This window comes from Paracoccus sp. PAR01 (genome assembly GCF_014851995.1).
GTDB lineage: Bacteria > Pseudomonadota > Alphaproteobacteria > Rhodobacterales > Rhodobacteraceae > Paracoccus > Paracoccus litorisediminis.
The window spans coordinates 65,716-90,812 of record NZ_JACVAW010000013.1; the positions used below are offsets into that span (position 1 = coordinate 65,716).

33 protein-coding genes are annotated in these 25,097 nt (G+C 63.3%); 5 read left to right on the forward strand and 28 right to left on the reverse strand.

Annotated features, from left to right (window positions below; all coding sequences use genetic code 11):
• Nucleotides 1-5: 5 nt before the first annotated feature.
• Both IB235_RS17545 and IB235_RS17550 read left to right on the forward strand, forming a co-directional pair.
• The gene (locus IB235_RS17545; protein WP_192337784.1) at nucleotides 6-839 is read left to right on the forward strand and encodes a bifunctional allantoicase/(S)-ureidoglycine aminohydrolase; all 834 of its coding nucleotides are present in this window, start codon (nucleotides 6-8) and stop codon (nucleotides 837-839) included.
• Between the two features lie 76 nt (nucleotides 840-915).
• Nucleotides 916-1,311 carry a VOC family protein gene (locus IB235_RS17550; protein WP_192337785.1) on the forward strand — a complete coding sequence of 132 codons (396 nt, stop codon included), beginning with the start codon at nucleotides 916-918 and terminating at the stop codon, nucleotides 1,309-1,311.
• On the opposite strand, the gene alkB is transcribed toward IB235_RS17550, so the two are convergent.
• Complete coding sequence (gene alkB / locus IB235_RS17555; RefSeq protein ID WP_192337786.1) at nucleotides 1,302-1,940, reverse strand: DNA oxidative demethylase AlkB; 639 nt, start codon at nucleotides 1,938-1,940, stop codon at nucleotides 1,302-1,304. The genes IB235_RS17550 and alkB overlap by 10 nt on opposite strands.
• Before the next feature lie 85 nt (nucleotides 1,941-2,025).
• Between alkB and IB235_RS17560 the strand changes: the two genes are divergently transcribed.
• On the forward strand, nucleotides 2,026-2,640 hold the full coding sequence (locus IB235_RS17560; RefSeq protein ID WP_192337787.1) for a DsbA family protein: 615 nt from the start codon (nucleotides 2,026-2,028) through the stop codon (nucleotides 2,638-2,640).
• 33 nt (nucleotides 2,641-2,673) lie between these two features.
• On the opposite strand, the gene IB235_RS17565 is transcribed toward IB235_RS17560, so the two are convergent.
• The 8 genes from IB235_RS17565 to IB235_RS17600 all read right to left on the reverse strand — a co-directional run bounded on the left by IB235_RS17565 (nucleotide 2,674) and on the right by IB235_RS17600 (nucleotide 9,043).
• Nucleotides 2,674-2,991: a hypothetical protein gene (locus tag IB235_RS17565; protein ID WP_192337788.1), complete on the reverse strand. Its 318-nt coding sequence runs from the start codon at nucleotides 2,989-2,991 to the stop codon at nucleotides 2,674-2,676.
• A gap of 102 nt (nucleotides 2,992-3,093) precedes the next feature.
• Nucleotides 3,094-4,326, reverse strand: a complete 1,233-nt coding sequence (gene trpB / locus IB235_RS17570; RefSeq protein ID WP_155040574.1) for a tryptophan synthase subunit beta — start codon at nucleotides 4,324-4,326, stop codon at nucleotides 3,094-3,096.
• A gap of 54 nt (nucleotides 4,327-4,380) precedes the next feature.
• Nucleotides 4,381-4,830 carry a GNAT family N-acetyltransferase gene (locus IB235_RS17575; protein ID WP_192337789.1) on the reverse strand — a complete coding sequence of 150 codons (450 nt, stop codon included), beginning with the start codon at nucleotides 4,828-4,830 and terminating at the stop codon, nucleotides 4,381-4,383.
• A complete protein-coding gene (locus IB235_RS17580) occupies nucleotides 4,827-5,474 on the reverse strand; it encodes a phosphoribosylanthranilate isomerase (protein ID WP_192337790.1) in 648 nt (215 codons plus the stop codon). The genes IB235_RS17575 and IB235_RS17580 overlap by 4 nt, the downstream gene beginning before the upstream one ends.
• Before the next feature lie 2 nt (nucleotides 5,475-5,476).
• Nucleotides 5,477-5,869, reverse strand: a complete 393-nt coding sequence (locus tag IB235_RS17585) for a LapA family protein (protein ID WP_155040576.1) — start codon at nucleotides 5,867-5,869, stop codon at nucleotides 5,477-5,479.
• A 39-nt stretch (nucleotides 5,870-5,908) separates the two neighbouring features.
• The gene (gene ihfB / locus IB235_RS17590; RefSeq protein ID WP_225612433.1) at nucleotides 5,909-6,244 is read right to left on the reverse strand and encodes an integration host factor subunit beta; all 336 of its coding nucleotides are present in this window, start codon (nucleotides 6,242-6,244) and stop codon (nucleotides 5,909-5,911) included.
• 251 nt (nucleotides 6,245-6,495) lie between these two features.
• Nucleotides 6,496-8,175, reverse strand: coding sequence for a 30S ribosomal protein S1 (gene rpsA / locus IB235_RS17595; RefSeq protein ID WP_155040578.1), 1,680 nt, complete (start codon nucleotides 8,173-8,175; stop codon nucleotides 6,496-6,498).
• A gap of 283 nt (nucleotides 8,176-8,458) precedes the next feature.
• Nucleotides 8,459-9,043, reverse strand: coding sequence for a d(CMP) kinase (locus tag IB235_RS17600; protein WP_192337791.1), 585 nt, complete (start codon nucleotides 9,041-9,043; stop codon nucleotides 8,459-8,461).
• Between the two features lie 165 nt (nucleotides 9,044-9,208).
• Between IB235_RS17600 and IB235_RS17605 the strand changes: the two genes are divergently transcribed.
• Complete coding sequence (locus IB235_RS17605) at nucleotides 9,209-10,066, forward strand: LuxR family transcriptional regulator (RefSeq protein WP_192337792.1); 858 nt, start codon at nucleotides 9,209-9,211, stop codon at nucleotides 10,064-10,066.
• 60 nt (nucleotides 10,067-10,126) lie between these two features.
• Here the strand turns inward: IB235_RS17605 and tsf are convergent, their stop codons facing one another.
• From tsf to IB235_RS17650, 9 genes are all read right to left on the reverse strand, one after another.
• On the reverse strand, nucleotides 10,127-11,038 hold the full coding sequence (tsf, locus tag IB235_RS17610) for a translation elongation factor Ts (protein WP_155040581.1): 912 nt from the start codon (nucleotides 11,036-11,038) through the stop codon (nucleotides 10,127-10,129).
• A 119-nt stretch (nucleotides 11,039-11,157) separates the two neighbouring features.
• On the reverse strand, nucleotides 11,158-11,934 hold the full coding sequence (rpsB, locus tag IB235_RS17615) for a 30S ribosomal protein S2 (RefSeq protein WP_155040653.1): 777 nt from the start codon (nucleotides 11,932-11,934) through the stop codon (nucleotides 11,158-11,160).
• A 349-nt stretch (nucleotides 11,935-12,283) separates the two neighbouring features.
• Nucleotides 12,284-13,285 carry a contractile injection system protein, VgrG/Pvc8 family gene (locus tag IB235_RS17620; RefSeq protein ID WP_192337793.1) on the reverse strand — a complete coding sequence of 334 codons (1,002 nt, stop codon included), beginning with the start codon at nucleotides 13,283-13,285 and terminating at the stop codon, nucleotides 12,284-12,286.
• 23 nt (nucleotides 13,286-13,308) lie between these two features.
• Nucleotides 13,309-13,518, reverse strand: coding sequence for a tail protein X (locus IB235_RS17625; protein WP_370576931.1), 210 nt, complete (start codon nucleotides 13,516-13,518; stop codon nucleotides 13,309-13,311).
• Nucleotides 13,499-13,909, reverse strand: coding sequence for a phage tail protein (locus tag IB235_RS17630; RefSeq protein WP_192337794.1), 411 nt, complete (start codon nucleotides 13,907-13,909; stop codon nucleotides 13,499-13,501). The genes IB235_RS17625 and IB235_RS17630 overlap by 20 nt, the downstream gene beginning before the upstream one ends.
• The gene (locus IB235_RS17635; RefSeq protein WP_192337795.1) at nucleotides 13,909-16,245 is read right to left on the reverse strand and encodes a phage tail tape measure protein; all 2,337 of its coding nucleotides are present in this window, start codon (nucleotides 16,243-16,245) and stop codon (nucleotides 13,909-13,911) included. Before IB235_RS17635 ends, IB235_RS17630 begins: the two co-directional genes overlap by 1 nt.
• A 117-nt stretch (nucleotides 16,246-16,362) precedes the next feature.
• Nucleotides 16,363-16,611, reverse strand: a complete 249-nt coding sequence (locus tag IB235_RS17640) for a phage tail assembly protein (RefSeq protein ID WP_192337796.1) — start codon at nucleotides 16,609-16,611, stop codon at nucleotides 16,363-16,365.
• 20 nt (nucleotides 16,612-16,631) lie between these two features.
• Nucleotides 16,632-17,138, reverse strand: a complete 507-nt coding sequence (locus tag IB235_RS17645; protein WP_192337797.1) for a phage major tail tube protein — start codon at nucleotides 17,136-17,138, stop codon at nucleotides 16,632-16,634.
• Nucleotides 17,138-18,568: a phage tail sheath subtilisin-like domain-containing protein gene (locus IB235_RS17650; protein ID WP_192337798.1), complete on the reverse strand. Its 1,431-nt coding sequence runs from the start codon at nucleotides 18,566-18,568 to the stop codon at nucleotides 17,138-17,140. The genes IB235_RS17645 and IB235_RS17650 overlap by 1 nt, the downstream gene beginning before the upstream one ends.
• Before the next feature lie 164 nt (nucleotides 18,569-18,732).
• Here IB235_RS17650 and IB235_RS17655 point away from each other — a divergent pair, with 164 nt between their 5' ends.
• A complete protein-coding gene (locus IB235_RS17655; RefSeq protein ID WP_192337799.1) occupies nucleotides 18,733-19,602 on the forward strand; it encodes a peptidoglycan-binding protein in 870 nt (289 codons plus the stop codon).
• Between the two features lie 14 nt (nucleotides 19,603-19,616).
• On the opposite strand, the gene IB235_RS17660 is transcribed toward IB235_RS17655, so the two are convergent.
• From IB235_RS17660 to IB235_RS17705, 10 genes are read right to left on the reverse strand one after another with little or no spacing between them, the layout of a single operon-like run.
• Nucleotides 19,617-19,955 (reverse strand): GPW/gp25 family protein, encoded by a 339-nt coding sequence (locus IB235_RS17660; RefSeq protein WP_192337800.1) that lies wholly within the window; start codon nucleotides 19,953-19,955, stop codon nucleotides 19,617-19,619.
• Between the two features lie 4 nt (nucleotides 19,956-19,959).
• On the reverse strand, nucleotides 19,960-20,451 hold the full coding sequence (locus tag IB235_RS17665; RefSeq protein WP_225612434.1) for a phage baseplate assembly protein V: 492 nt from the start codon (nucleotides 20,449-20,451) through the stop codon (nucleotides 19,960-19,962).
• Nucleotides 20,451-20,984 carry a hypothetical protein gene (locus IB235_RS17670; protein WP_192337801.1) on the reverse strand — a complete coding sequence of 178 codons (534 nt, stop codon included), beginning with the start codon at nucleotides 20,982-20,984 and terminating at the stop codon, nucleotides 20,451-20,453. The genes IB235_RS17665 and IB235_RS17670 overlap by 1 nt, the downstream gene beginning before the upstream one ends.
• Before the next feature lie 52 nt (nucleotides 20,985-21,036).
• Nucleotides 21,037-22,044 carry a hypothetical protein gene (locus tag IB235_RS17675; RefSeq protein WP_192337802.1) on the reverse strand — a complete coding sequence of 336 codons (1,008 nt, stop codon included), beginning with the start codon at nucleotides 22,042-22,044 and terminating at the stop codon, nucleotides 21,037-21,039.
• Complete coding sequence (locus IB235_RS17680) at nucleotides 22,037-22,630, reverse strand: phage tail protein I (protein ID WP_192337803.1); 594 nt, start codon at nucleotides 22,628-22,630, stop codon at nucleotides 22,037-22,039. The genes IB235_RS17675 and IB235_RS17680 overlap by 8 nt, the downstream gene beginning before the upstream one ends.
• Nucleotides 22,627-23,514, reverse strand: a complete 888-nt coding sequence (locus IB235_RS17685) for a baseplate J/gp47 family protein (RefSeq protein ID WP_192337804.1) — start codon at nucleotides 23,512-23,514, stop codon at nucleotides 22,627-22,629. The genes IB235_RS17680 and IB235_RS17685 overlap by 4 nt, the downstream gene beginning before the upstream one ends.
• A complete protein-coding gene (locus IB235_RS17690) occupies nucleotides 23,507-24,088 on the reverse strand; it encodes a phage tail protein (protein ID WP_192337805.1) in 582 nt (193 codons plus the stop codon). Before IB235_RS17690 ends, IB235_RS17685 begins: the two co-directional genes overlap by 8 nt.
• Nucleotides 24,085-24,408, reverse strand: coding sequence for a hypothetical protein (locus IB235_RS17695; protein WP_192337806.1), 324 nt, complete (start codon nucleotides 24,406-24,408; stop codon nucleotides 24,085-24,087). The genes IB235_RS17690 and IB235_RS17695 overlap by 4 nt, the downstream gene beginning before the upstream one ends.
• Before the next feature lie 11 nt (nucleotides 24,409-24,419).
• Nucleotides 24,420-24,776 (reverse strand): hypothetical protein, encoded by a 357-nt coding sequence (locus tag IB235_RS17700; protein ID WP_192337807.1) that lies wholly within the window; start codon nucleotides 24,774-24,776, stop codon nucleotides 24,420-24,422.
• Nucleotides 24,773-25,060: a hypothetical protein gene (locus tag IB235_RS17705; RefSeq protein WP_192337808.1), complete on the reverse strand. Its 288-nt coding sequence runs from the start codon at nucleotides 25,058-25,060 to the stop codon at nucleotides 24,773-24,775. The genes IB235_RS17700 and IB235_RS17705 overlap by 4 nt, the downstream gene beginning before the upstream one ends.
• Nucleotides 25,061-25,097 lie beyond the last annotated feature (37 nt).

Sequence of the window (25,097 nt, forward strand, 5' to 3'; positions counted from 1 at the left end):
ACAAGATGAGCCACCCGAAAGCCGCCCCCCTTTACGCCGGACCCTATGCGGGCCTGCCGCCGCAGACCGACCTGTCCACCGACACCGCCGTCTTTACCGAGGCCTATGCGGTGATCCCGGCCAGCACGATGCGCGATATCGTCACCAGCTTCCTGCCGGGCTGGACGGGCATGCGCATGTGGGTGATCGCCCGCCCCCTGTCGGGCTTTGCCGAGACCTTCAGCCAATATGTCGTGGAATTGCAGCCCGGCGGCGGTTCCACCCGCCCCGAGACCGATGAAGGCGTGCAATCCGCGATCTTCGTCACCGATGGCGACGTGACCCTGACCATCGACGGCGAGACCCACGAACTGACCCCCGGTGGCTTTGCCTATATCCCTGCGGGCATGGCGTGGTCTGTCGCGAATGGCGATCAGGTCTCGCGCTTCCATTGGTGGCGGAAACGCTGGCAGGCGGTCGAGGGTCTGGACAAGCCCGATGTCATCATCGCCAATGAACGCGAGATCGCGCCGATTGCGATGCCCGATACTGGCGGCAGCTGGGCCACCACCCGCTTCATGGACCCGAATGATCTGCGCCATGACATGCATATCACCATCGTCACGCTGACCCCCGGCGGCACCATCCCCTTTGCCGAGACGCATGTCATGGAACACGGGCTGTTCGTCATCGAGGGCAAGGCGGTCTATCGCCTGAACCGCGACTGGGTCGAGGTCGGCCCCGGCGACTTCATGTGGCTGCGCGCCTTCTGCCCGCAATGCTGCTACGCGGGCGGCCCCGGCAACTTCCGCTACCTGCTTTACAAGGACGTGAACCGTCACGCCACACTGTGGCGCTAAGCCAAGGGGCCTTCGGGCCCCTTTCGCATTCCCCCGCCCTGCGCTTAAAGTGCCGCAAACCGACAAGGGGACAATCATGGCCAAGGCAATCCATTCGATGATCCGCGTGCTGGATGAGGCGCGCTCACTGGCATTCTACGAAACCGCCTTCGGCCTGACCGTGGCCGAGCGGCTGGATTATGAGACATTCACCCTGATCTACCTGTCGAACCCAGAATCCGAGTTCGAGCTGGAGTTGACGGTGAACAAGGGCCGGACCGAGCCCTACAATCTGGGCGATGGCTATGGTCATATCGCGGTCTCGGTCGCCGATGTGACCGCCGAACATGCCCGACTGTCGGAAGCCGGCCTTGCCCCGCGCAAGCTGGTCGATTTCGCACCGGGCGGCGAGGTGATCGCGCGCTTCTTCTTTATCGCCGATCCCGATGGCTACCAGATCGAGGTTTTGCAGCGCGGCGGCCGCTACCTGTAACCGGCCTGCCTGAATGTCAGGTTCAGCCGGGTCGCCCCCGTTTCGGGATGCTGGCCCGGCTTCAGGGTCAAGATGCCGTGCCATGCCAGCCGCGACACGCCGCCCCAGACCACAACATCGCCATGTTGCAGCGTATGGCGGGCGACCGGGTCGCGGCGATCCGTACCACCGAACTGGAACGTCGCAGGCAACCCCAACGAGACCGAAACGATGGGCGCGTCAAAGCCCGCCTCGTCCCGGTCCTGATGCAGGCCCATCTTCACCCCCGGCGCGTAGCGGTTGATCAGGCAGGCATCGGGGCGAAAGCCGGAAAAGCCCGCCTGCTGCGCGGCGCGAGTGGCCAGCGACAGGAACAGATCGGGCATCCTTGGCCAAGGCAGGTCGGTCAGCGGATCGCGTGGGGCATAGCGGTAGCCGCGACGGTCACTGACCCAGCCAAGCGCGCCGCAATTCGTCATCTCGACCCCGATCTGCTTGCCGCCCGGGGTCAGCATATGCCGGAACGGTGCCTGTGCCGCGACGGCGGCAATCCCGACAAGCAGCCCGACATCCAGCGCAAAGCCGCGCAGGATCATCGCGCCGGGGCCGATGCTTTCCTCGCGGTTTGCTCCGAACAGGTCTTCCTGCATCACCCCTCCCACGCGAATGTCATTGCCTTGTGCTTGACCTGACCGCCGGGCGCGGTCAGATCGGATCATATCCAAGGAGCATCCCATGCATCGCCGCCTTGCCGCAATCGCCACCGTGCTGACCCTCATCCTGTCTCCGGCACTGGCGCAGGATTTCACCGAGTCGCAGATCGCCGAGATCAAGCAGGGCGTCTTCAATGACCCCGACGCCCCGGTCATGGGCAATCCCAAGGGCGATGTGACGCTGGTCGAATTCTCGGATTACAATTGCGGCTTCTGCCGCAAGACCGCGCCGGATGTGGCGGCCTTCCTGAAATCCGATCCGAACGTCAAGCTGGTGGTCCATGAGATCCCGATCTTTGGCGAAGGCTCGCGTGAGGCCGCGATGGCCGCGCTGGCAGCCCAGCGGCAGGGCAAGTATCCCGAATTCCATAGCGCCCTGATGGCGATGAAGGGCCGGGCCGAAAAGGCATCGGTCCTGCGCGTCGCCCGTCAGGTCGGGCTGGATGTGGACCGGCTGGAACGCGACATGGCCGATCCCGCGATCACCGCCCAGATCGAACAATCCCTGCTGCTGGCCGATCAGATCGGGCTGGCGGGGACGCCCAGCTTTGTCGCGGGCGACCGGGCCGTCTTTGGCGCGCTGCCCCCCGAGGATCTGGCCGAACTGGTGGCCGAGGCCCGCGCGCAGAAGAAATAGGGCAAGGCGCAGGCGCGCCCTGCCCTTGCGCGGTCAGCTGTTGTCGGCAAGCTCTTTCCAGTCTGAGCGCTCGCTGGCGCCGATCAGTCGGCCGGTCGAGCTGTCATAGACCAGCGTCACCAGTTCGTAGTCATGGTCGCCCATGACCTTGACCCGGCCAGGGTCGTGATAGACCCGCAGATCCTTGAAGTTCTGTTGCTGCAGCGGCGCGGTCAGCACCATATCCGTGGTGCGCGCGCTTTCATGCGGCGGGTAGTGACGAACCGCCATGAAGCTGTCGGCATGGGCCATGCCGCCCGCCAATACCGGCGCGGCGGCAAGCAGTGCGATCGTCAGGGTTCGGGTGAACATCTTGGCCTCCTGTGGCCTGTCATTGCGACAGGGCAGGAACGCAAAGCGCGACCGACAGTTGCCTGCGGTCGCGCCCTTGGTATCCGGTTTGATCGCCCGCGATCAGGTCTTGATGTCGAAGCCCAGGTGCTTGGCCACCGCGAAGATGTCCTTGTCGCCCCGACCCGACAGGTTGACCACGATGATGTGGTCCTTGGGCAGCTCCGGCGCGATCTTGATGACATGGGCCAGCGCATGGCTGGGCTCCAGCGCGGGGATGATCCCCTCAAGGCGGCAAAGCGTCTGGAAGGCGGCCAGAGCCTCGGTATCGGTCACGCTGACATATTCGGCGCGGCCCTGTTCCTTCAGCCAGGCATGTTCCGGGCCGATGCCGGGATAATCGAGACCCGCGCTGATCGAATGCCCCTCAAGGATCTGGCCTTCGTGATCCATCAGCAGATAGGTGCGGTTGCCGTGCAGCACGCCCGGACGACCGCCGGTCAGGCTGGCGCAATGCTGCATGCGCTCATCGACGCCCTTGCCACCGGCCTCGACGCCGATGATGCGGACCGAGGCGTCATCAAGGAACGGGTGGAACAGGCCCATCGCGTTCGAGCCGCCACCGATGGCTGCAATGACGGTATCGGGCAGACGGCCTTCGCCCTCTTGCTCGGCCAGTTGCTCGCGGGTTTCGCGGCCGATGATGCATTGGAAATCGCGTACCATCGCCGGATAGGGATGCGGGCCTGCAACAGTGCCGATGCAGTAGAAGGTGTCGCGCACATTGGTCACCCAGTCGCGCAGCGCGTCGTTCATCGCATCCTTCAGCGTGCCGCGACCCGAGGTGACCGGGACGACCTCGGCCCCCAGCAGGCGCATGCGGAAGACGTTCGGGGCCTGACGTTCCACGTCATGCGCGCCCATATAAACCACGCATTGCAGCCCGAAGCGGGCGCAGACGGTCGCCGTGGCTACGCCATGCTGGCCCGCACCGGTTTCCGCAATGATCCGGGTCTTGCCCATGCGGCGCGCCAGCAGGATCTGACCCAGCACATTGTTGATCTTGTGGCTGCCCGTGTGGTTCAGCTCTTCGCGCTTGAGATAGATCTTCGCGCCGCCCAGCTCCTCGGTCAGGCGGGGGGCGAAATATAGCGGGCTGGGACGACCGACATAATATTTCCACAGATCGTCCATCTCGGCCCAGAAGCCGGGATCGGTCTTGGCGCGTTCGTATTCGGCCTGCAGGTCAAGGATCAGCGGCATCAGCGTTTCGCTGACGAAGCGTCCGCCAAAGATGCCGAAACGCCCCTGTTCGTCCGGGCCGTTCATGAAGCTGTTGATGAGATCTTCGGCCATGGCTCTCCTCGTGCGCGGTCGCGATTTGGGTATTTGTGAAACGGTGAAAGCCCGTCAGAGGGATTTCTTATAGCCGATATGAGAGGCGGTAAAGCCGAGCCTGTCGTAGAAACGATGGGCCTCAAGGCGGGCCTTGTTGGTGGTGAACTGCAGCAGCGTGCAACCCGCTGCGCGGGCGCGGTTTTCGGCGTCGTGGATCAGGTCTGCCCCGATGCCCTGCCCCCGCAGATCGGGCGCGACGCGCACGCCCTCGATCTGGGCGCGGCGGGCCGCGGTCAGCGACAGACCCGAAATGAAGGTGATCTGGTAGCAGGCGATGATGTCGGGACCGATGGTCCCGACGATCAGCTGGTTCGCGGCCTCGGCCTGCATCGCCTCGAACGCGGCCAGATAAGGTGCAAGGTCGGTGCCTTCGCGTCCCCGGCCCAGAATGTCGTCGGCCAGCAGGGCCACCACCGCGGCCACGTCGGCGGCTTGGGCGGGGCGAAAGCTGACAGCAGTCACAGGATCGGGGCCGTGGCGCGGGCGATGAAGCTACGGATCTTCTCGGCATCCTTGACGCCCGGGGCGCTTTCGACGCCGGACGAAACATCGACGCCCTGCGCGCGGGTCAGGCGGATCGCGGTGTTGACGTTTTGCGGGGTCAGCCCGCCCGCCAGCAGCCAGGGCTTCAGGATCTGACGCCCGGCCAGCAGCCGCCAGTCAAAGGCCAGCCCGTTTCCACCCGGCAGCACCGCATCTTTCGGTGCCTTGGCGTCGATCAGCAGCATGTCCGCGGCCAAACCGTATTCCCAAAGCGCGTCCAGATCCTTCGGCTCGGCAACGCCAACGGCCTTCATCACCGGCAAGCCGGTCAGGGCCTTGACCTCGGCCACGCGGGCCGGGCTTTCATCGCCATGCAGCTGGATTATGTCCAACGCCACCTGCGCCAGCGTCTGTTCCAGCGTGGGATCGTCAGGATTGACGAACAACCCGACGCGCGCGATCCCCAAGGGAACCGGCGCCACCAATGCGGCGGCGGTTTCCGGGGTCACATGACGCGGCGATTTGGGGAAGAACACGAAACCCAGATAGCGCGCACCCGCCTGGATGGCCGCATCGACGGCCTCGGGCGTGTTCAACCCGCAGATCTTGACCGAAACGGACATGGTTAACGCGTCGCCGGCAGGCCGGCCCCGGCCGAACCGGGACGTGCGGCGGATTCGTCGAGGATCGCCAGCACCTCATCCTTGGGCTTGGCATGCGTACGGCGCAGATCGCCAAGCTCACGCTCCAGCCGGGCCAGTTCGCGGGCGCGGGCCTTGGCTTCCGAGCGTTGGCCGGATTCGCGCAGCCATTCCCAGACCAGCCCGACGATCAGACCAAAGACCATGGCCACGAACAGCGCCAGGAAGGCCGGCGCGGTCAGCGACCATTGGCCATTGGTAAAGCGGGCCAGCCCCTCGGGGACAAGGTTGACGGTGATCGGATCGCGATTGGCAAGCGCGACGAGGATCAGCACCACGGCCAGAACAAGAAGAAGGGACAGCCGGATCACGCGCATGACTTACCTCGCAGCAGAAATTTCCGCCGCCAATCTGGCCTATTCCTCAAGCCCGTTCAACCGCTCGCGCAGGAGTTTACCGGTCTTGAAGAACGGGACGTGCTTCTCGTCGACGCTGACGGATTCGCCGGTGCGCGGATTGCGCCCCTGACGCGAGTCGCGCTTCTTGACCGAGAAGGCCCCGAAGCCGCGCAGTTCAACCCGGTCGCCGCGGGCCATCGCATCAATGATCTCGTCGAAGACCGTATTCACGATCCGTTCGACGTCTCGCTGGAACAGATGCGGATTCTCTTCTGAAATCTTCTGGATCAGTTCGGATCGGATCATCTTGGTTCCCGAATTTTGGCAAGTTCCAACAACGACCTGCTTTCCCAATCTTAATTCAGCGGGACAGGCTTTCAATGCCTGAACGTGCCCAAGGGCAAAAGGTTGCCGAATTTTTCAGAAAGATCACGCGCTTCGACCGAATTTCGGTCTTTTGCGGCCTGTCGGGGCGATCCGCTGGCCCGGATCGACGGCGCGACATGACGTGGCGGCAGCTATCGGGCGCGCGACAGGCACGGTTTCAGACATGAAAACGCCCCCGGTCACATGGACCGGGGGCGCGAAAGACGCTGATCCGGGGATCAGTTCTTGTTCTTCAGCGCGGCGCCGAGGATGTCGCCCAGCGAAGCGCCCGAGTCGGACGAACCGAACTGCTCGACGGCTTCACGCTCTTCGGCGATTTCGCGTGCCTTGATCGACAGGCCCAGACGACGGGTCTTGGTGTCGATGTTGGTGACGCGGACGTCCACGTTGTCGCCGACCTGGAAGCGCTCGGGGCGCTGGTCCTGACGGTCGCGGGCCAGGTCCGAACGACGGATGAAGGATTTCATGCCGTTGTATTCGACCTCGATGCCGCCATCTTCGATCGCGGTGACCGCGACGGTGATGACCGAACCACGCTTCACGCCTTCGACGGCTTCAGCCATGGCTTCGTTTTCCAGAGCCTTGATCGAGAGCGAAATGCGCTCTTTCTCGACGTCGACTTCCTGGACAACGGCTTTCACCATGTCGCCCTTGCGGAAGTCCTGGATGGCGTCTTCGCCACGGGTATCCCACGAGATGTCCGACAAGTGAACCATGCCGTCGATATCGCCTTCGAGGCCAACGAACAGACCGAATTCGGTGATGTTCTTGACTTCGCCTTCGATGACGGTGCCGACCGGGTGGGTCTCGGCGAAGACTTCCCACGGGTTGCGCATGGTCTGCTTGAGACCCAGCGACACGCGGCGTTTGGCTTCGTCGATTTCCAGGACCATGACGTCGACTTCTTGCGAGGTCGAGACGATCTTGCCGGGATGGACGTTTTTCTTGGTCCAGGACATTTCCGAAACGTGGACCAGACCTTCGACGCCGGCTTCGAGTTCAACGAACGCGCCGTAATCGGTGATGTTGGTCACGCGGCCGGAGTGAACCGAGCCGATCGGGAACTTGTTGGCAACCGTATCCCACGGATCGGCTTGGAGCTGTTTCATGCCCAGGCTGATACGGTGGGTGTCTTTGTTGATCTTGACGACCTGGACCTTGACGGTCTCGCCGATCGACAGGATCTCGGACGGGTGGTTGACGCGGCGCCAGGCCATGTCGGTGACGTGCAGCAGACCGTCAACACCGCCGAGGTCAACGAACGCACCGTATTCGGTGATGTTCTTGACAACGCCCTCGACCGTCTGACCTTCGGTCAGGTTGGCGATGACTTCGGCGCGCTGTTCGGCGCGGCTTTCTTCCAGGATCGCGCGACGCGAGACAACGATGTTGCCACGGCGACGGTCCATTTTCAGGATTTGGAACGGCTGCTTCAGACCCATCAGCGGGCCGGCATCGCGAACCGGACGGACGTCGACTTGCGAGCCCGGCAGGAAGGCAACAGCGCCGCCCAGATCGACGGTGAAACCGCCTTTGACGCGACCGAAGATAGCGCCTTCAACGCGCTCTTCAGCGGCGTAGGCTTTTTCCAGACGGTCCCAGGCCTCTTCGCGGCGAGCTTTCTCGCGCGAGATCGAGGCTTCGCCGCGGGCGTTTTCGACGCGATCGAGGTAAACCTCGACTTCGTCGCCAACCGCGATCGAGGGAGCTTCGCCGGGATTTGCGAATTCTTTCAGATCAACGCGGCCTTCCATCTTGTAGCCGACGTCGATGATGGCCTGACCCGCCTCGATGGCGATGACACGGCCTTTGACAACCGAACCTTCGTCCGGGGTGTCAATTGCGAGGCTTTCGTTCAGGAGGGCCTCGAATTCCTCCATGGTCGCTTTAGCGCACATATGTAATACAGTTTCCTTTGCGTGGTTTTCTGGCCTTGCGGTTGGCTCCGCCGGTCTTTTGTAGCCCTGGGTCAAGCACAAAGGGTCGCGGCAAAGCCCGACCCCTGAGTGATTTGGCCTGTTATGGCCTTATCTCTTGTCCCAACGCGGGCGATATAGCGATTAATCCACAGGCTGGCAAGCATTTCCGGGTATTTCCGCGGCCAGCAAGAGCGATGTGACAGCTTCCACGGGCCGCAAAACCGGATTGGGTGTTTAAGAAACGATGAAAGCCCCAGACGGGTCAGGCCCCTGCCCGCCTGGCAAGGTTGATCGCCAGCTCAACCGCCTCGTCGATGCTCAGTGCCGAGGTGTCGATCAGCACCGCATCATCGGCCTGCCGCATCGGTGCCACGTCCCGCGCCGCGTCGCGGGCGTCGCGTTCGCGCAGTTCGGTCAGGATCACGCCTTCATCCGCGCCAAGCTCAAGTGCGCGGCGACGAGCGCGGATTTCGTCCGAGGCGGTGACGTACAGCTTCACCTCGGCCTCGGGACAGATCACGGTGCCGATGTCGCGCCCGTCAAGCACCGCACCGGGTTCCGTCCGCGCGAAGCGGCGCTGGAAATCGACCAGAGCCGAGCGGACCTCGGGGATGGCGGCAACGCGGCTGGCGGCCTGTCCGGCAGCGGCGCTGCGCAGGTCGTCACGGCGCAGGTCATCGGGTGTGAGTTCGCGTGCTGCAAGGATCGGATCGCCGCCAAGCGCGCCGACCGCACGGTAAAGCAGCCCCGTGTCCAGATGCGCAAAGCCGAAGCGGGCGGCAAGGGCGCGGGCGATGGTGCCCTTGCCCGAAGCGGCGGGACCGTCGATGGCAATGGTAAAGGACATATATGGGCTTTCCTGTTGGATCCGGCTTTTCACCGGGGGCTAACCATCGCGCGGCACCTTGGTCAAGTTCGTTATCGTTACCGGTTGTGGCCGGGGTGCCTTGCCTCTGGGTTCTGACGGTTCATAATTACCGCTCCAGAGCTGATGAGGATGACGAACAACACCATGCCGACAATTGACTCCTTCAAACATGTCCTGTCGGCAAGGACCGTCGAAGATGCCTGGGACAGATATGTCGAGCGACTGACCTATTTCGGTTTTCCCCATCTGCTTTACTTCACCCATCGGATCATCCGCACGGGAGAGGAGAACGTGGTGGACGAGGCGATCGAGCTGACCTCGCTGCCCGGTCGGCTGCTGTCCGAGGTTCTGGATCAGGGGCTGATGCATCACGTGCCGATGCTGCGCTGGATCGTCCGCAATCTGGGCTGCCAGAGTTTTGACTGGCTGCACGAGCGTCAGGCTCAAGGGCGGCTGCAGCCCGATGATGCCCGCTGTCTGGCGTTGTTTCGCGATCACGGACTGGGCCATGGCATGGCGATCAGTCTGGCCGATCGCGCCCCCCGTCTGCGCGGAGGTGCGTTGATCCTTGGCCCGATTGGCGCGACGCAGGCCGAGCTTGACGGAATCTGGCAGACCCGCGGGCGCGAGGTAGAAACGCTGACCCTGTTGCTGCATCAGCGGCTGGCCAACCTGCCCTTCCGCAGCCCCGAGCAGATCCTGACCGAGCGCCAGCGCGAGGCGCTGGAACTGGCGGGCATCGGCTTCAACACGCAGGAGATCGCCACCCGTCTGGACCTGAGCGCCGCCACGGTCGAAAAGCACATGCGTCTGGCGCGGCATGCGCTGGGGGCACGGACCACGGCGCAGGCCGTAATGATCGCGGTCACCCGGCGCCAGATCTTTGTCGATCCGGGCGAAGGTTGCAGCGCGGTCAGCGAAACCGGGCGACGGGGGCCGACCGGGCCTTGGACCTATCGGCAGTTCCCGGATTCCGCCGGGCACGAACCGTCCGGGACCTGACATGCGAAAACGCCGGCCCCTGAGGACCGGCGTTTCGTAATCATCGAAGACAGGGCAGGATCAGTTGCCGCCGAGGGTCTTGGCGACCTCGGCTGCGAAGTCCTCTTCTTTCTTCTCGATGCCGTCGCCGACCATCACGCGGGCATAGCCGGTGATCTCGACGCCAGCTTCTTTCGCCGCAGCCTCGACCGTCAAGTCGGGGTTGATGACGAAAGCCTGGCCCAGCAGGGTGTTTTCAGCGACGAACTTCTTCATCCGGCCCGGGATGATGTTGTTCTGGATCACGGCTTCCGGCTTCGGCTTGTCCGAGGTCGCGTTCTCTTCCAGAGCCTTGGCGGTCTGAACTTCCAGCTCACGGGCCAGCAGCGTCGGGTCGAGGGTCGCTTCCGACAGCGAGACCGGGTTGGTCGCAGCAATGTGCATGGCGAATTGCTTGCCAATCGCCTGCGCCTTGTCGGCATCGCCTTTCAGCGCAACCAGAACGCCGATGCGGCCCAGACCGTCAGCGGCAGCGTTATGGACGTAGGAAACGACGGTGTCGCCTTCCAGAACGTGCATGCGGCGCAGCGTCAGGTTCTCGCCGATACGGGCGATGGCATCGGTCACGACTTCCGAAACCGGCTTGCCGTTCAGATGGGTGGCTTTCAGCACCTCGACATCATTCGAGGTCGACAGCGCGACATCGGTAATCTCGCGGACCAGCTGCTGGAAGTCGGCATTCTTGGCGACGAAGTCGGTTTCCGAGTTGATCTCGACCGCAACGCCGCGGCCATCGACAACCTGCACGCCGACAAGGCCTTCGGCCGCAACGCGGTCAGCCTTCTTGGCGGCTTTGGCCAGGCCCTTGGTGCGCAGCCAGTCGATGGCGGCTTCCATGTTGCCGTCGGTCTCGGTCAGCGCCTTCTTGGCGTCCATCATGCCTGCGCCGGTCGTTTCGCGCAGCTCTTTCACCATAGCAGCGGTGATAGCCATCCGATGTCTCCTTGTTCTGAAATTGCGTCAGGCGGGGCTTATCCCCGCCTGATGAATGTTCCATGAAGCCCCGCAAGGGCGGAGCTACCGGCCCGGCCCAAGGCCAGGCCGTGGCCCGATCAGGCTTCGGCGACGACTTCGGTTTCGCCTTCCAGCTCTTCCTCGATGCTGGCTTCCAGCGCGCCGAGGTCGACACCGGCAGCGCCCATCTGAGCGGTCATGCCGTCCAGAGCAGCGCGCGAGGCCAGGTCGCAATACAGAGCGATGGCGCGAGCGGCGTCGTCGTTGCCCGGGATGACATAGTCAACGCCTTTGGGCGAGCAGTTGGTGTCGACGATGGCGACGACCGGGATGCCAAGTTTCTTGGCTTCCAGGATGGCCAGGTCTTCTTTGTTCACGTCGATGACGAACAGCAGGTCCGGCAGGCCGCCCATTTCGCGGATGCCGCCCAGCGACGCTTGCAGTTTCGCCTGCTCGCGATCCATCTGCAGACGCTCTTTTTTCGTCAGACCTTCGGCGCCACCGGCCAGGGTCTCGTCGATGGCTTTCAGGCGCTGGATCGACTGGGAAACGGTTTTCCAGTTGGTCAGCGTGCCACCCAGCCAACGGTGGTTCATGTAGTACTGAGCCGATTTTTCGGCGGCTTCGGCGACGGCTTTCTGAGCCTGACGCTTGGTGCCGACAAACAGAACGCGGCCGCCTTTGGCGACGGTGTCACGGATCGCCTGCAGAGCGGCGTCCAGCATCGGGACGGTCTGGGTCAGGTCGAAAATGTGGATGCCGTTACGTTCACCATAGATGAACTCGGCCATACGGGGGTTCCAGCGCTGGGTCTGGTGGCCGTAGTGAACGCCAGCTTCAAGCAGCTGACGCATGGAGAATTCAGGAAGCGCCATATCAAGGTCCTTTCCGGTTTGAGCCTGGGCGGGGTTTTCAGGGACCAAGGCCCCAACCGGTGGACCTGCGAGGGATTTCTCCCCTCGTCGGCCCGACCCCACCTGTGAAGTGCGCGCCATCTAGTCCGTTTTCAGCTTGAATGCAAGCCCCCGCGCATCAAGCGCCACACAATCCCCACGCATGGCCCCTGCCATGACGCCAGCCTCCGGAACGCGGGTCGGTTTAGCTCAGCGGACAGAGCAGCTGATTTGTAATCATGTAGAAACCAAATGATTGCAGCCCACTAAACCAAAAATATCCCACAGACATATCGTGAACAAACCCGAAACGTGGGAACAGCTCTACAGTTCATCCGTCCTGCGAAATCTCGGCGCTTACGGTTGTCGACCAGCCAGCCGCGCCCAGCGCGTGAACGACCTCCGAGATCAGCCATTCCCCATTAACGCCGTCTCGGAAACCTGCAAGAGCCACACGGCCCTCGGCCATCAGGCCGGCCCGTCCCGGAAGCTGCAGCCGCAGTGTCCGCGCCCCTCGCTGTCCGCGCCGCGCCTCTGCGGCCGCGGCGGTCCGGGCTGCCGCTTCGGTGGGATAGATCTTCTTCAGCCGCTTCACTTGCGTTACGCCCGCAACCCCGGCAGGCACGCCATCCGCTTCGACCTCGACGGGCTCCGACTTGCCAAAATCACGATAGCTGGCGATCACCCTGGCGAAGGCCCCGCGGCGCGTGATCCGCATCGACCAGGCCGAGACCTGTTTTGGGGTCAGCGCAATGACCGGCAGTTTCGTTCCCTTGCCACTGACGCTCTCGCCGGTCTGGCAAACGATGAGGGCACCGCCTCCGGGCTTGAACACCAACCCGTTCTCGCGCGCGATGCGTGTCAGCAGGTTCATGTCGCTTTCGTCGATCTGGTCGATATGCGGCAGGCTCACCTTGCCGGCCGCCTCGGTGACCGACGCCTTGAAGCCGCTCTCGGCCGCGATCGTCCCGACCAGCTTCGCCACCGTCGTTCCATCCGGCCAGCTACGGGTGCGCGCGTTCGAAATCGCCGACTTGCCCTGATCGCTCGTGCCGTGGGCCGCAGCATAGGCGGTGATCCGCATCCGGTTCGGCGGCCCGGTCACCTCGACTTCATCGACGATGTAGACGCCAATCACCTGTGAGCTGAAGAGATAGCCGAGGGCGATCTGGATCTCGGCACCCGTTTCCGGGATCACCAAGGGCATCAGCGGCAGGTGATCCGTCAGCTCGATCTCGCATTGGTCCGACTGGATCCCGGCGGTGTCCGAGATCCTGATTGAACTGACGCGCGGCAGGAAGGCCGACGTTTGGTCCTTGCCATTGACCGTCACCTTCAGCGCGGGCTTCCATTCCGTCAGCCCCACAGCCGCACCCCCTCGGCTTGTGCTGGCGCCGGCTCATCGGGGATCAGGATCAACAGGCCGGCGGGAAGTTCTTCGCCCTGCCCGGCCAGACCCGGATTCGCATCAAGAATGCCCTCGACCAGTAACCCGTCCTGGCGATCATAAACGCGCCAAGCAATGCTATCGGCGGTGTCGCCTGCCTTAGAACGGTAGAAGCGCACGCAAGCCTCCATCATAGCGTGATAGCCGAAGATCGAACTCGATCCGCTTGGCCGCACCGCGCGGCATGAAGATGGATTGCCGTTCGCTGATCTGTTCGAGGGCCCACAGCCCCCAGACCTTTCCCAAACCGTCGATCAGCGGCAGCGGCACACCGAGCGAAGCCTGGGCCCGCATCCTCTTGACCTGGTCCAGCCCGCCCCGAAACAGCGGGAAGACGACCCCGCGCAGTTCGAGCGTTTCAGGACCGAGACCAGTGAACTGCAGCGCATCGTTGGTGCCGATCCGCTCCTGCCGCGCCCATCGGTATTCCGCCGTCCGGCTCAGCTCCTGATAGGCCGCCGTGTCCAGGCTGAACTTGTAGACCCCGAGCCGCATCATGATCGAGCCCATCAATAGCCCCCATCGAAGAGGGCACCGCGGGCGCGGCTCTCCAACTCGCGCAGGACAGCATCGGCGATCTGGCGCGGGTCTTGCCCGGGCTGGGCATAGACGGTGATCCCACCGACATTAACCTGTGGCGCCGCAGTCGCCGCGACCTGATGTCCGGCGGCCCTGCGCGGTGCAGCCGGCATGATGTCCTCGATCGAGGCCGCTGCGGAAGGCATTGCCCTGAGGGCGCTGCCCAGGGCCGCGATCTTCCCGGCATTGCGGGCCATCGCCAGCAACTGGCGGTTATGGGCAATGAAGCCGGCACGGTGTTCGTACATCGCCTCAGGCCCGCGTTCGCCGACGATCAGCGGGCCGGGACGGAATGCCCCGCCGACGGCACGCATCTGCGGCGCGCCATTGACGCGGCGGTTCCATTCACCTTCGGCGGTTTCGCCCGGCTGCCGACCAGTGAACCAGCCCGAGACCTTGTCCCCGATGGCAGCGCCATTTTCCTTGACCCATGTCAGGCCGTCGAGAACCGGCTTCAGGACGCCTCCGAGCCAGGCAAACTTGTCGCCGATCCACTGCAGCACCGGCCCGAAATAGGCCTTCAATCCGTCCCATGCCGCCTTGATCGGTTCGAGCATCCCGAGGTTGCCGAGAACTGGCGCGATCCAGTTGGTCCACGCCACGGTGAAGATGTTCGCCACACCTTCCCACAATGTTTCCCAGTATCCGGTCATCCCACTCCAGACGGTCTTGATGCCCTGCCAAGCCTGCCCGAGATCGCCGGTGAAGACGCCACTGACGAACTGGGCGAAGCCGATGAAGGTCTTGCCGACATTCCCCCAGAGCTTCTGGAACCACGGCCCGACCGTGTCCCAATTCCGGTAAATCAAGTAGGCCGCACCAGCGATCGCCGTGATCGTCGCGCCAATCGGGTTCGCGGCGATGGCCAGAGAGACAAGCCGAAAACCGGTCGAAACAAGACCGAGGCTGACGCTAATGGCATTGAGCCCGATGGAGAGCGTACGCAAGGCGCCGCCAAGGGCGAACAGCCCGGCAAAGCGAAGCGCGGCGAGCGCACCCCGGAAGGCGATGAAACCGCCGGCGGCGAGCGCGAGATTACCGATCAGCTTGGGATGGGCTGCTGCGAGGGCGGTCACTTGATCGATCACCGGCCCGAAAATCTCCATGAGCTGCCGCAGCGGCGGGATCAGGGCATCGCCGATCGCGATGGCAAGATCCGTGATCCGGTTGCCGAAGGTGATCAGCTGGGAGGCAAAGACCCCATTCCGGGTCTGGAACTCTTTGAAAGCCGAGCCTGCATAGCTCGCCTCATTCGAGACCATGCCGACACTGTCCCTGATCAGATCAAGGTTGGTCAACAGCGGTCCAAGCGCCCGGGCCTCATCGCCAAAGATGTCCGAAGAGACCGAGGCCTGAACATGCTTCGGCAGCTTTGCGAGGCGTTCCATGACATCGATGGTCGTTTCGACTGCATCCTCCTGCATGCGGCGCGCGACTTTCTCGCTGTCCAGACCAAGCGCTCGCATGGCAGCGGCCTGACGCTTGGTGGCGCTGCTGCCCTTGGTCAGGGCACGCCCCATATTGAGGAAGCTGGTGGCCGCAACCTCGCTTTGCGCGCCAGAGGACAGCATGGCCGAACCGAAGGCCGCGGTCTGTTCCGCGGTAAAGCCGAACTGCTTGCCCATGGCCCCAACCCTACGCACCACGTCGAGAACATCTGCCGCACTCGACGCCTGGGCATTGGAAAGATGGTTCATGGCGTCGAAAAGCTTGACCGTCTCGCCGATGGTCAGCCCGAGACCGGTCTTCAGCTTCGCCATCGCATCACCGGCATCGCCCGCGGCGATATCGAATGCGGTGCCGATTTTGGCGGCGCTTTCGGTAAAGGTAATGAGATCATCGCCGGCGATCCCCGCCTGCCCTGCAGCGGCCGCAATCTCGGCCAGGCCGGTGACGGTCATTGGGACTTCCTTCGACAGGTCCCGCAGATCCTTCTTGAACAGTTGCAAAGCTTCCGGGGAGTCGAAGTCGACCACCTTGGTGACATCGGCCATGGCGCTTTCAAAATCCATGGCGGCCTTCACCGGTGCCCCGATTGCGCCTTTCAACGCATAGAATGCGCCGACGGCATCGAGCACGCCACCGCGGGCCTTTTCGATCGCGGCATCATTCTGGCGGATCGCGGTGCCGATCTGGTTTTGTGCAGAACCAAGCGCACTCCCGATCACACCAAGCTTGGCATTGGCCTCGGAAACGGCGCGGCTGAGCGTGGCCGCAACCACGCCGCCGATGGTGATCGTTGCATTAAGTCTTTGGTTTCCGGCCACGGGGCAGCCCCTCTATCCACCAGATGAAACGGCTGACGGGCATTGCCCCAATTTCTGCGGCGCCCCAACCGGTGTGGGAGGCAAGCGCCAAAGCGAAGTGGCGGATCTCTTCCGGCTTCAGTCCAAAAAACTGGTGAGCGCGTTCTGCAGGCGGCGATAATTGCGGCTGGTCAGCTTGCCGATCTCATCCGGGGCAAGGCTGCACAAATTGCCCAGCATGGCGATCTCGCGCTGCTCGGCCGTACCCTTGGTGGCCAGCTGATCCTCGACCAGCGGCTCGCGCATGGTCACAAACGATCCGCCATGCATCGCAACGGTGAGGCTGCCATCGGCGTTTTCGGAGATGTAGTCATGTCTGTCGGTCATTTGCGTGCTCGCTTCGAAGATCAGATACCCAGCGCGGCGCGCTGAGCTGCCAGGCGATCGGTGCCGCCAGTGATGCGGATCATGTTGATCACGTCGATTTCGCTGATCACCACGCCGTCGACCACTTCCTTGTAGTAATCGAGGCGCATGGTGACGGTCAGCTGAGGCTTCTGGCCCGCCGCCCAGGTGCCGCGGGCCAGCGTCACGATCTTGCCGCGCATGGTATGAACCACCGGCTTGACCGTGCCGTCATAGCTTTCGAGAGCACCGCGCGCGGTGAAGGGCACAACCTGCCCCTCGGCCACGCCCCACAGCGCCAGAACATCGGCGTCATAGGAGATCAGGGCAAAGGACGACTCCATGACCTCCTGCCCCATGTCGAGGGTGGTGAAGCCGTCCATACCGCCGCCACGATAGTCTTCAGTCTGCAGCGAGAGGTCGGGCGGATTGTATTCGTCGATCTGGCCGGCATAGCCGCGGCCATCAACGAAGAGATTGATGTTCTTCAGAACGTCGCGCGCGGCCATCAGACCAGCTCCTCGAGATAATCGGTGGTCAGGATCGAGCGGAAGGTGATGTGCTCGGCCGGATAGGGGGCGGTGAAGTCGAAGTTGAAGAACACCTTGCCGTCGGTGATCGCGGCAGCGGTGTTCAGATCCGGATCGGCCCAGCAGCGACCGCCGATCAGCGCCCCCTGCGCGACGAGCTGGCGGATATAGGCGTTCACGCCCTCCTCGACCTCGCGCAGGTAGTTCTTGGTGATGTTGCGATCGACGGCCCAGAGATGCGCCTTCAGGATGCCGTCGTTCAGCATGTCCGCCGTGCGGCGCACCGAGAGGAACGCCCATTTCGCGTCGGAGGACAGGGTGCGGTTGCCCCAAAGCCGGAAGCCGTCCTGGCGGATGATCGTGGCGATATTCTGTTCGTTCAGCAGATTGGCCCGGGCATTGGCATCGCCAAGCGTGAAGTCGACAGCACGCACCGTGCCGACGATGCCGTTGATCACTTGGTTCGATGGCGACCACCAGAAGCCGCGATCATTGTCGATCTTGGCAATCAGGCCAGCAACGCGGGCCGAGGCCGGTTCGGAGGTGAGGGCACCGGCACTGTCGGAAACCAGCACCCATGGATCCACGACATAGACGCGAGGCGATCCGAAATCGCCGCCATAGGCGATGGCGGCCGCATCCGTGGTGTTCGGGCCGTCGGCGATGATCACCGCGCGAATGCGCTCGGCGATACCGACCAGCTCGGCCACGACGGCATTGCCGACAGTGCCGCGGGTCGAGGTGAAGGTCGCGCCGGTGCCAACGCCCGCGCCCGCAGGCAGGGCGAAGGTTGGGGCCGAAGTATAGCCGGAACCCGGATTGACGATGGTCACCGCGGTGACACTGCCGCCGGCAATCGTCGCGTCGATTGCGGCCCCCGAACCGGTGCCGGTCACGGTCAGGCGGTGGATGCCATTGGTATATCCCGAACCGCCGGCAGTGATGGTGACGCCGGTGATCCCATTCGCGGAACGCTGATGGGTGAAGCCCGGGACGCAGAGGATCCGGGGCGAATAGCCGACGACACTCTCGGCCGAGAGTAGCGCGTGCACGCCTTCATACTGGCCATTGATCGCATTCACCCCGCCAAGGATATTGGCCAGAGTCTCGGCCTCGGTCGTGCCTTCCTCGACGCGCACCACGATGACCACGGCGCCGATTTGGTCGAGAATGCCGTCCAGCGCGGCAGGAAGCGTCCCCTCCCCGGTCTGCGCCTCGGTCATGTCGAGTTTGGCCGCCTCAGTGCGGCTGCCCGCGATCAGGACCGGGGTATCGAGCGGAAACGCGGCCGGGTCCGCATCAGGGGCAGTCCCGACGATACCGATCACGGACGACCGAACCGTGCGAATGGGGCGCGGGCCGGTGTCGATCTCGATCACCTCGACGCCGTGAAGGAAAGTTTCGGGCATGATGCCTCACCTGCGGGGTTGAAATCCTTCCCGCAGGATGGCCGCCAGCACCTCGCCAATCCTCTGGCGGTTTTTCAGAGAGCTGAAGTCACAAAATGATTGCCAAACCGGTTGCAGACCGTTCCCCTGAAACCATTGTTTGTTATTGATGATGGAGTTCGAGCATGCAGGTCGAGGAAGATCTGGAGATTGCAATTCGTCTCGACGTTTCGACATCCGCGACAGTTTTGCCGACTAACGCCGTTCCTCCTTCAGCAGATCCAAACAGCGCTGGTCTCGAGGCAATCGCTTTCTCCACCCAAAAGGCAATCGCGTTCGAGGCGATCACAAGATGCTTGTGGTCAATTGGCGAAACCGAGCAACATCCATCGGTTGCAAGCCTTCTGTCATTTTCGCTCGAAAACTCCTTCACCGAGCTTCCTGATCATCAGGACAATTTCCTGGCACAACTGGGCTTCAGGCGTCGGTATGACGACAGCTATGAGATCTCTCTCCCCAATCTTGGGTTAACCGTCCTCATAGCCTTCGAGAGACAAGAGATCGAACGCGGGAGCATCTATCGCAAGACGCGGACCAGGGTTCTGATCACCTCGAAAGATACAAAGGATGTCGTCAAGGCAGTGCTTGCGACCCTTATCGGCTCGGCTCTTGCGAGCTGTGCGATCAGTCCCGAGCCAATGGATTTTGCTTACAGTCTTCGTACCCAACCCATTTACATCTGTACGATCAACGCCTCGATGCACGGGACCAACGACGAGATTGTACGAGAAGCCGCAGAAATGCTGTCGACGACCGAATTCCGCTCCAAAGAGCATGAGATGGAAGTTTGGAAAGCACGACAAATGTGTCTAGCGGCCGCCGGATTCGATCCAGGTCCAATTGATGGAATCCCGGGAAACAGGACGATGAAGGCGGCGGAGAGCTATTCTGCGGCTTTCGATAACGTTCAAATCCTCTGGTCGTCTTCAGTTTTCGCGCGACACCTCATCTACCACAGCTTCGTGCGGCACGAATTACTCCGCCAGATGAAATAGTTCTGCCATCAACTTCAACTGATCTCGATGCCGTCGATCCGCACCGGAGTCCCGGTTGGGGTGTAGACGCCCACCAGCGACAGGTGAACCTTGCCCGGTGCCGGGATGCTGGCAGTGACCTGTTCGACATCGATGCGCGGTTCCCATGTCGCCAGCGCGATGAAGGTTTCGGCATAGAGATCGACCAGCGTTTCGTCGTTCAACGGTGCATCGACCAACTCGGGCAGGCGCGAGCCGTATGCGCGACGCATCACGCGTGTGCCAATCGGCGTGGTCAGGATGTCGCGGATACTCTGCCGCAGGTGATCGATGCCATCGAGACGGCGTCCGGTCGTGGCATTCATGCCTGCCATTGCCTCACCCCACTGGCCCGCTGGTTTGGCTGCCGCCCGAACTGACCCCGCCATGAACATGCTGCGTCAGGCTGATGCCATTGGCGACGACATCGCCATTCACGATGATCTTGCCCGGTGCCGTCACCGATATCGACCCGCCGGCGACCGAGATCGAGACGCCGCCCGGCATGTCGATGCGGTAGGTGCCACCATTCGAGCTGGGTGCCGGATAGGCGTCGCTGGGCAGACTGCCGATGATGACGCCCTGCCCCGTGTCACCCATCGGCGATAAGATCACGACCTGCTCCCCGGGCACCGGTGGCGACCAGATCCTTGCCCCACCCGCCCGCGCAGTGCTGAAGCGCAACCAGGCGCTTTCGGTCTCGCCGCCGAAGGTAACCTTCGCCTTGGCCGCCGCGGGGTCGACCTCGGTGATCGTCGCGAAGCGGACCAGGTTGGCAAGCCGCCGCTCCAGCTCGGCCCTGGCAAGCTGCCCCATGTCGGCACCGCGCATCAGATGCCCCCAACGGGGGTATAATCCCCCTCATGTGGCACGCCGATATTCGGGGCATGGCTGATCAGCACCTCGGACGGGAGGGGATCACCATCGTCCCAGATGCTCCTGCCGATATGGATGGTCTGTCGCCATTCCACGGCCCAGACCTCGAACTGGTCCAGGTCTGGATCAAAATCGCTGGGCGCGATCGCGCTGATTGTCGCCGCTTCGACCGGAAGACCCCAGCGCTGCCCTTGCACGTGATGTGCGATATCGGCCGCTAGCTTGGCCACCTGAACCTTGGCGCCAATATCCCGAAAGTCCACGATCACCGTCGCCTCGATATGGGCGACGACGGCCAGCTGCTCGGTTCCGGGATTGTCCGTCGGCTCCAGTTCGACCAGTTCGATCAGGCAGGCGGGCAGCGCCAAGTTGCTGCGATCGGTCCGGAACGCCTCCACCAGCTGAAGCCGGGGGTAAGCCGACCAGATCGATTTCACGATGGCCGCGAAGAACCGATCGAGATCCAGCGTGGTATCCGGCTGTGGCATTCTATGTCCTCACACCTGAATGGAACGACGCGCTGCGTATCTCATTCGCGCCTCACCTGTAGATGATACCATTGGCCGTCAGGGTGTTGACCGCGATGTTGGTGCCGCCGATGGCACCGTAGGCGCTGATCCGGCTCCCGCGAGTCGCGACAATGTCGCTGGTGCTGTCGGAGGCACCCTTCCGGCATTGGGCATTCCCTGCATAGATGATCGCGCCGTCGCGGGCCTCGATGCCCACCGAGCCCGCCCCGGTACAGATGCCATTGCCGATATTCACCGAGGCCAGGTTCTGCGCCAGAACGCCGCGCACCGCGCAACCGCTGACATCGACATCGATGGCGCTGACCGTGGTCGATCCGCCGGCATTGATCCCGTTCTCGCCCGCGTTCGAGAAGATTGCACCCGTCGCACTCAGTCGCCCGCCCATGGCCACGTTCGCGCCATCTGCACCGGCCAACTTGACCCCGGCACCGCCGAGCACCGTCGCCCCGCCACCGTCGCCGCACAACACCCCGCAACGATCGGTCGCGCTGCCGGTGTTCATCATGGTGAACAGCTGCCCGATCCGGGGCAGGACGCCACCATCGAGCACCCCGAAGGCCGGGATGCGGATACCGAATTGCTGGGTCAGATAGGCCCGGTCAATGAAGGTTTCGGCATCGTCTCCGGTGATGGTGATCCAGCCCATGTTGAGGCCTGAAATCAGCACCTGCTCGGCCATGATGAAGCCCGAGAGCAGCCGCAGTTCGGTGATGAAGCCTCCCGGTTTGTAGGCCGGTCGGCGTTCGGACAGCGCGATCAGCGCCTCATTGATGGTAAGGAATTCCCCACCTGCCCCGACCGTGACCAGATCCGCAGCCTTGACCGCCATATTGTCGATCCGGGTCTTCAGATAACGCGTGCGATCAGTAAGCTCGCGCAGCGGCCAGTTCAGCAGGCCTTGGTTATCCGCGGGATCCACCGGGCCACCGGTCGGCTGCCAGCCGTTCTGCAGCATCGGCACGCTCTCGGGGAACTGCTCGAGTTCGGCAAAGGTGGGGACTGATGCGACATCAACCATTTTGGCCCTCGTAGATATAGGTGTTGCCAATCGCGACGCGGTTGCCGATCAGCCATTGATCGTCGCCGAGCAGATAGCGCTGGTCAGAAAGGGAAATGCGCCGCAGCCGGCACCGCGCCGGAACCACGGTTTCAAGGCGCAAGGCAATGCGATCTGCCTCACCGTGGCGGATCCGCGTCGGGATCTGGATCCAGTAATCCGCCCAGAATGGATCTTCCGGTCCCAACCGCCATGCCCCACCCAACTCAAGGTCCGCGCCTCCGATACGGGGCAGGTCGCGGTCCTCGATCAGGATTGCAGCCGGATGGCCGAGCATCGCCAGAAACTGCCCAACTGCCGGGCGCGTGCCCTTGATGCGGTGAAACGCGATCGAGGCCGTCATTGCCGCGCGCTTCTCGGCCTCGGTCCAGTCGGGATTCCATTCATCGACGGACAGCGCCCAGGCCAGCCATGGCAGGAATTCCACCGGCACATCGGCCGGGTCCCACATCTGCCCTGCCGGAGTTGGGATGAGGTTCGCACGTGCCATCGCGGTCGAAATCGCCCGTTCGGTCGCCGTCGCATTGTTCGGCAAGAGGTCAGTCACGACATCACCTCATGACCGATCGCGATCGAACTGGCCCGTGCCACGCCGGTGCGGCCCGGGTTGATATCGGATGTGGGTGAGGTCAGCACCACGCTTTCGACTCCGGGCTGGTGCAACCGGGCGAGCAGCGCCGTCAATCGGACGACCCGACCGACAGCCAGCTCATCCGCGACATAGGCTTGCACGGCCGCACGCGCCGCCGCCTGCACTACCTCGGCGCCCGGTCCATGCGACAGGACCAAGGTGGCATCCACCGCGAAGTCAGTGAAGCTCGGGGCGGCGACGACCGGATCATCGCAAAGCGGCCGGACATCCTCCAGCGCGTCGGCGACGACGGCGAGCAGCCCGGCCGATGGCATCCCGCCCGCTTCATGGGACAGCACGGTGATCAGCACCCGCCCTGGAGCCGGGCTGGTGACGGCCACCCCGCGCACGCGGCCATCGGCACTGAGCGCATGGAAGCTATAGGCCCCGACCGTGCCGGCGGTGGTCAGCGCCTCGAGCGACAGCTGGGTGCGCTTGCGCAAAGCGGCATCGTCTTCGCGGATCTCGGCAACCGGCGGGGTCGCATCGGGATTGGCCGCGACCACGACCTGCCGGGTCACCCCGTAAAGCGCCGCCAAATTCTCAAGATCCGTGCCGGTCGCGGTGGCCAGCAAGACCGCACGAACCGAATCGTTGGCCCGAGCCCGCATGATCACTTCGCGATAGGCCCCGACCTCAAGCAGCTTGTTGATCGGCTCGCTTTCCAGCTCGAGCACGTCGGCAAGTTCCGGCGCCAGCGCCAACAGCTGCGCCCTGATTTCGGAAAGGATCAGCTCGAAGTCGAGGTCTTCGACCGCATCGGGTGCCGACAGGCCGGCCAGGTCAATCGGATCAGCCATTTCTGCCCACCCGGAACACTGTCCTGGCGCGGAGATCGGACAGGAAGTGCTTCATGAATATCGCCACCGCATCCGGCAGGATCTCGTCTTCCAGGATCACGTCCACCTGATCCTTGATTGGCAGTTTTTCCTCGGCCAAGGGGAAGCGGGCGGAACGTTTCCGCCGAAAGATCGAGCGCCGTCCGTCCTTGCCCTTTGCCACGAATGCGCCCGCGAATTCCTGATCGCGGAAGGACGCGCCAGCGCCCGTTTCCTTGACCCTTCCCTTGAACTTCGACACGCCCATGTCATTCAGGCCGACCCAGATGCCGACCGTGCCACCCTCCCGGTTGATCCTGGCGCGCATGGCGCGAAGCCGGCGGCGAAAGTCGCCTGCCCGGCGCAGTTCCAGTTCTGGCACCACGCGTTTCGAGGCCTGAACCCGCAACGTGGTCGCGGTGCGGCGCAGCGCCCGCGACATCGATTTGCGAACATCGGATTCGCTGGCCTTCAACTCGGCGATCACGCGATCGAGGTCATCCTCCAGATCGAGGACAACATCGGCCCCGCGGATCCGGCGGCTCCAGCGCCTCATCGCGCCCCCTGCCCGTGCTTCGGCGCCAGCCGCAAGGTCGCCATGCCGGTGCCATCGACCTGCGGCAGGGACATGATATCAAACTCCCGGCCCGCGATGATGATCGTATCGAAGCGATTGACCCCGGCAAAATCCGCCGCCTTGCCCAACAGGCGCGGCTGCGTGGTATCGAGCCGGTATTCGCCCATCTCGGCATCAAGAAACGGCTCGTCGAAGATGCCGCGGAGCGACCGAATTGCACCGCCTGCCAGCCGAAGCTCGCAGGCATGGGCGAATTCGTCCTCTTGCAGGAAGCTGTCCAGATCCTCGACGAAAGGCATGGGGGCGGTCCTCAGCCGTATTGCTTCTGGCCGACCACAGCGACCGCCAGCGTGGCGGACGCCCCGGCGGAAACCGTGCAATGCACGCGCACCTCGTCCTTGAAGCCGTCGGCATCGACCTCGATCATCTGGCTGCCGCCCGCGGCATTGGTGATCGTCGCGAATACCGCGTCCTCGATATCCTCCCAGGCGTCGGTGCCATTGCGATGCTGCAGCTTCACGGCCACCGTCTGGCCCGCGCCACCGCTCGGGCCGTGCATCAGCATCACCTTGGCATGGCCATGGAACTCGTCCAGCGCCACCCCGGTCAGACCGGCGGTCGCGCTGATCGCCGCCAGCGCGGCCAGCGGTTTAATCGACAGTTTCATTTTGCCTCTCCGTTGCTCTGCGCGCCATCAGCCGCCTTGGGCTTGGTGCGGTTGTTCTTGGCCGGGGCCGTTTCGGGTGCGTCCGGCACCGTGGGTTCGCCCGATGGACCGGGCTCGTTCGATGGACCGGCATCGACATCGGCGGCGGTCGCCAACTCGGCTTTGCCGTTGTCCAGCAAGCGGCGCGCCATGGCCTCATCGACCTCGACCACGCTGCCGGCCCGGGTGGGCACACCGCCGACCACCACGGCCGAGCACAGCTTCACCTTGAAAGTCTTCGACATGGATTCCTCATGGACTGGCAGGACCGAAGGGTCGTCC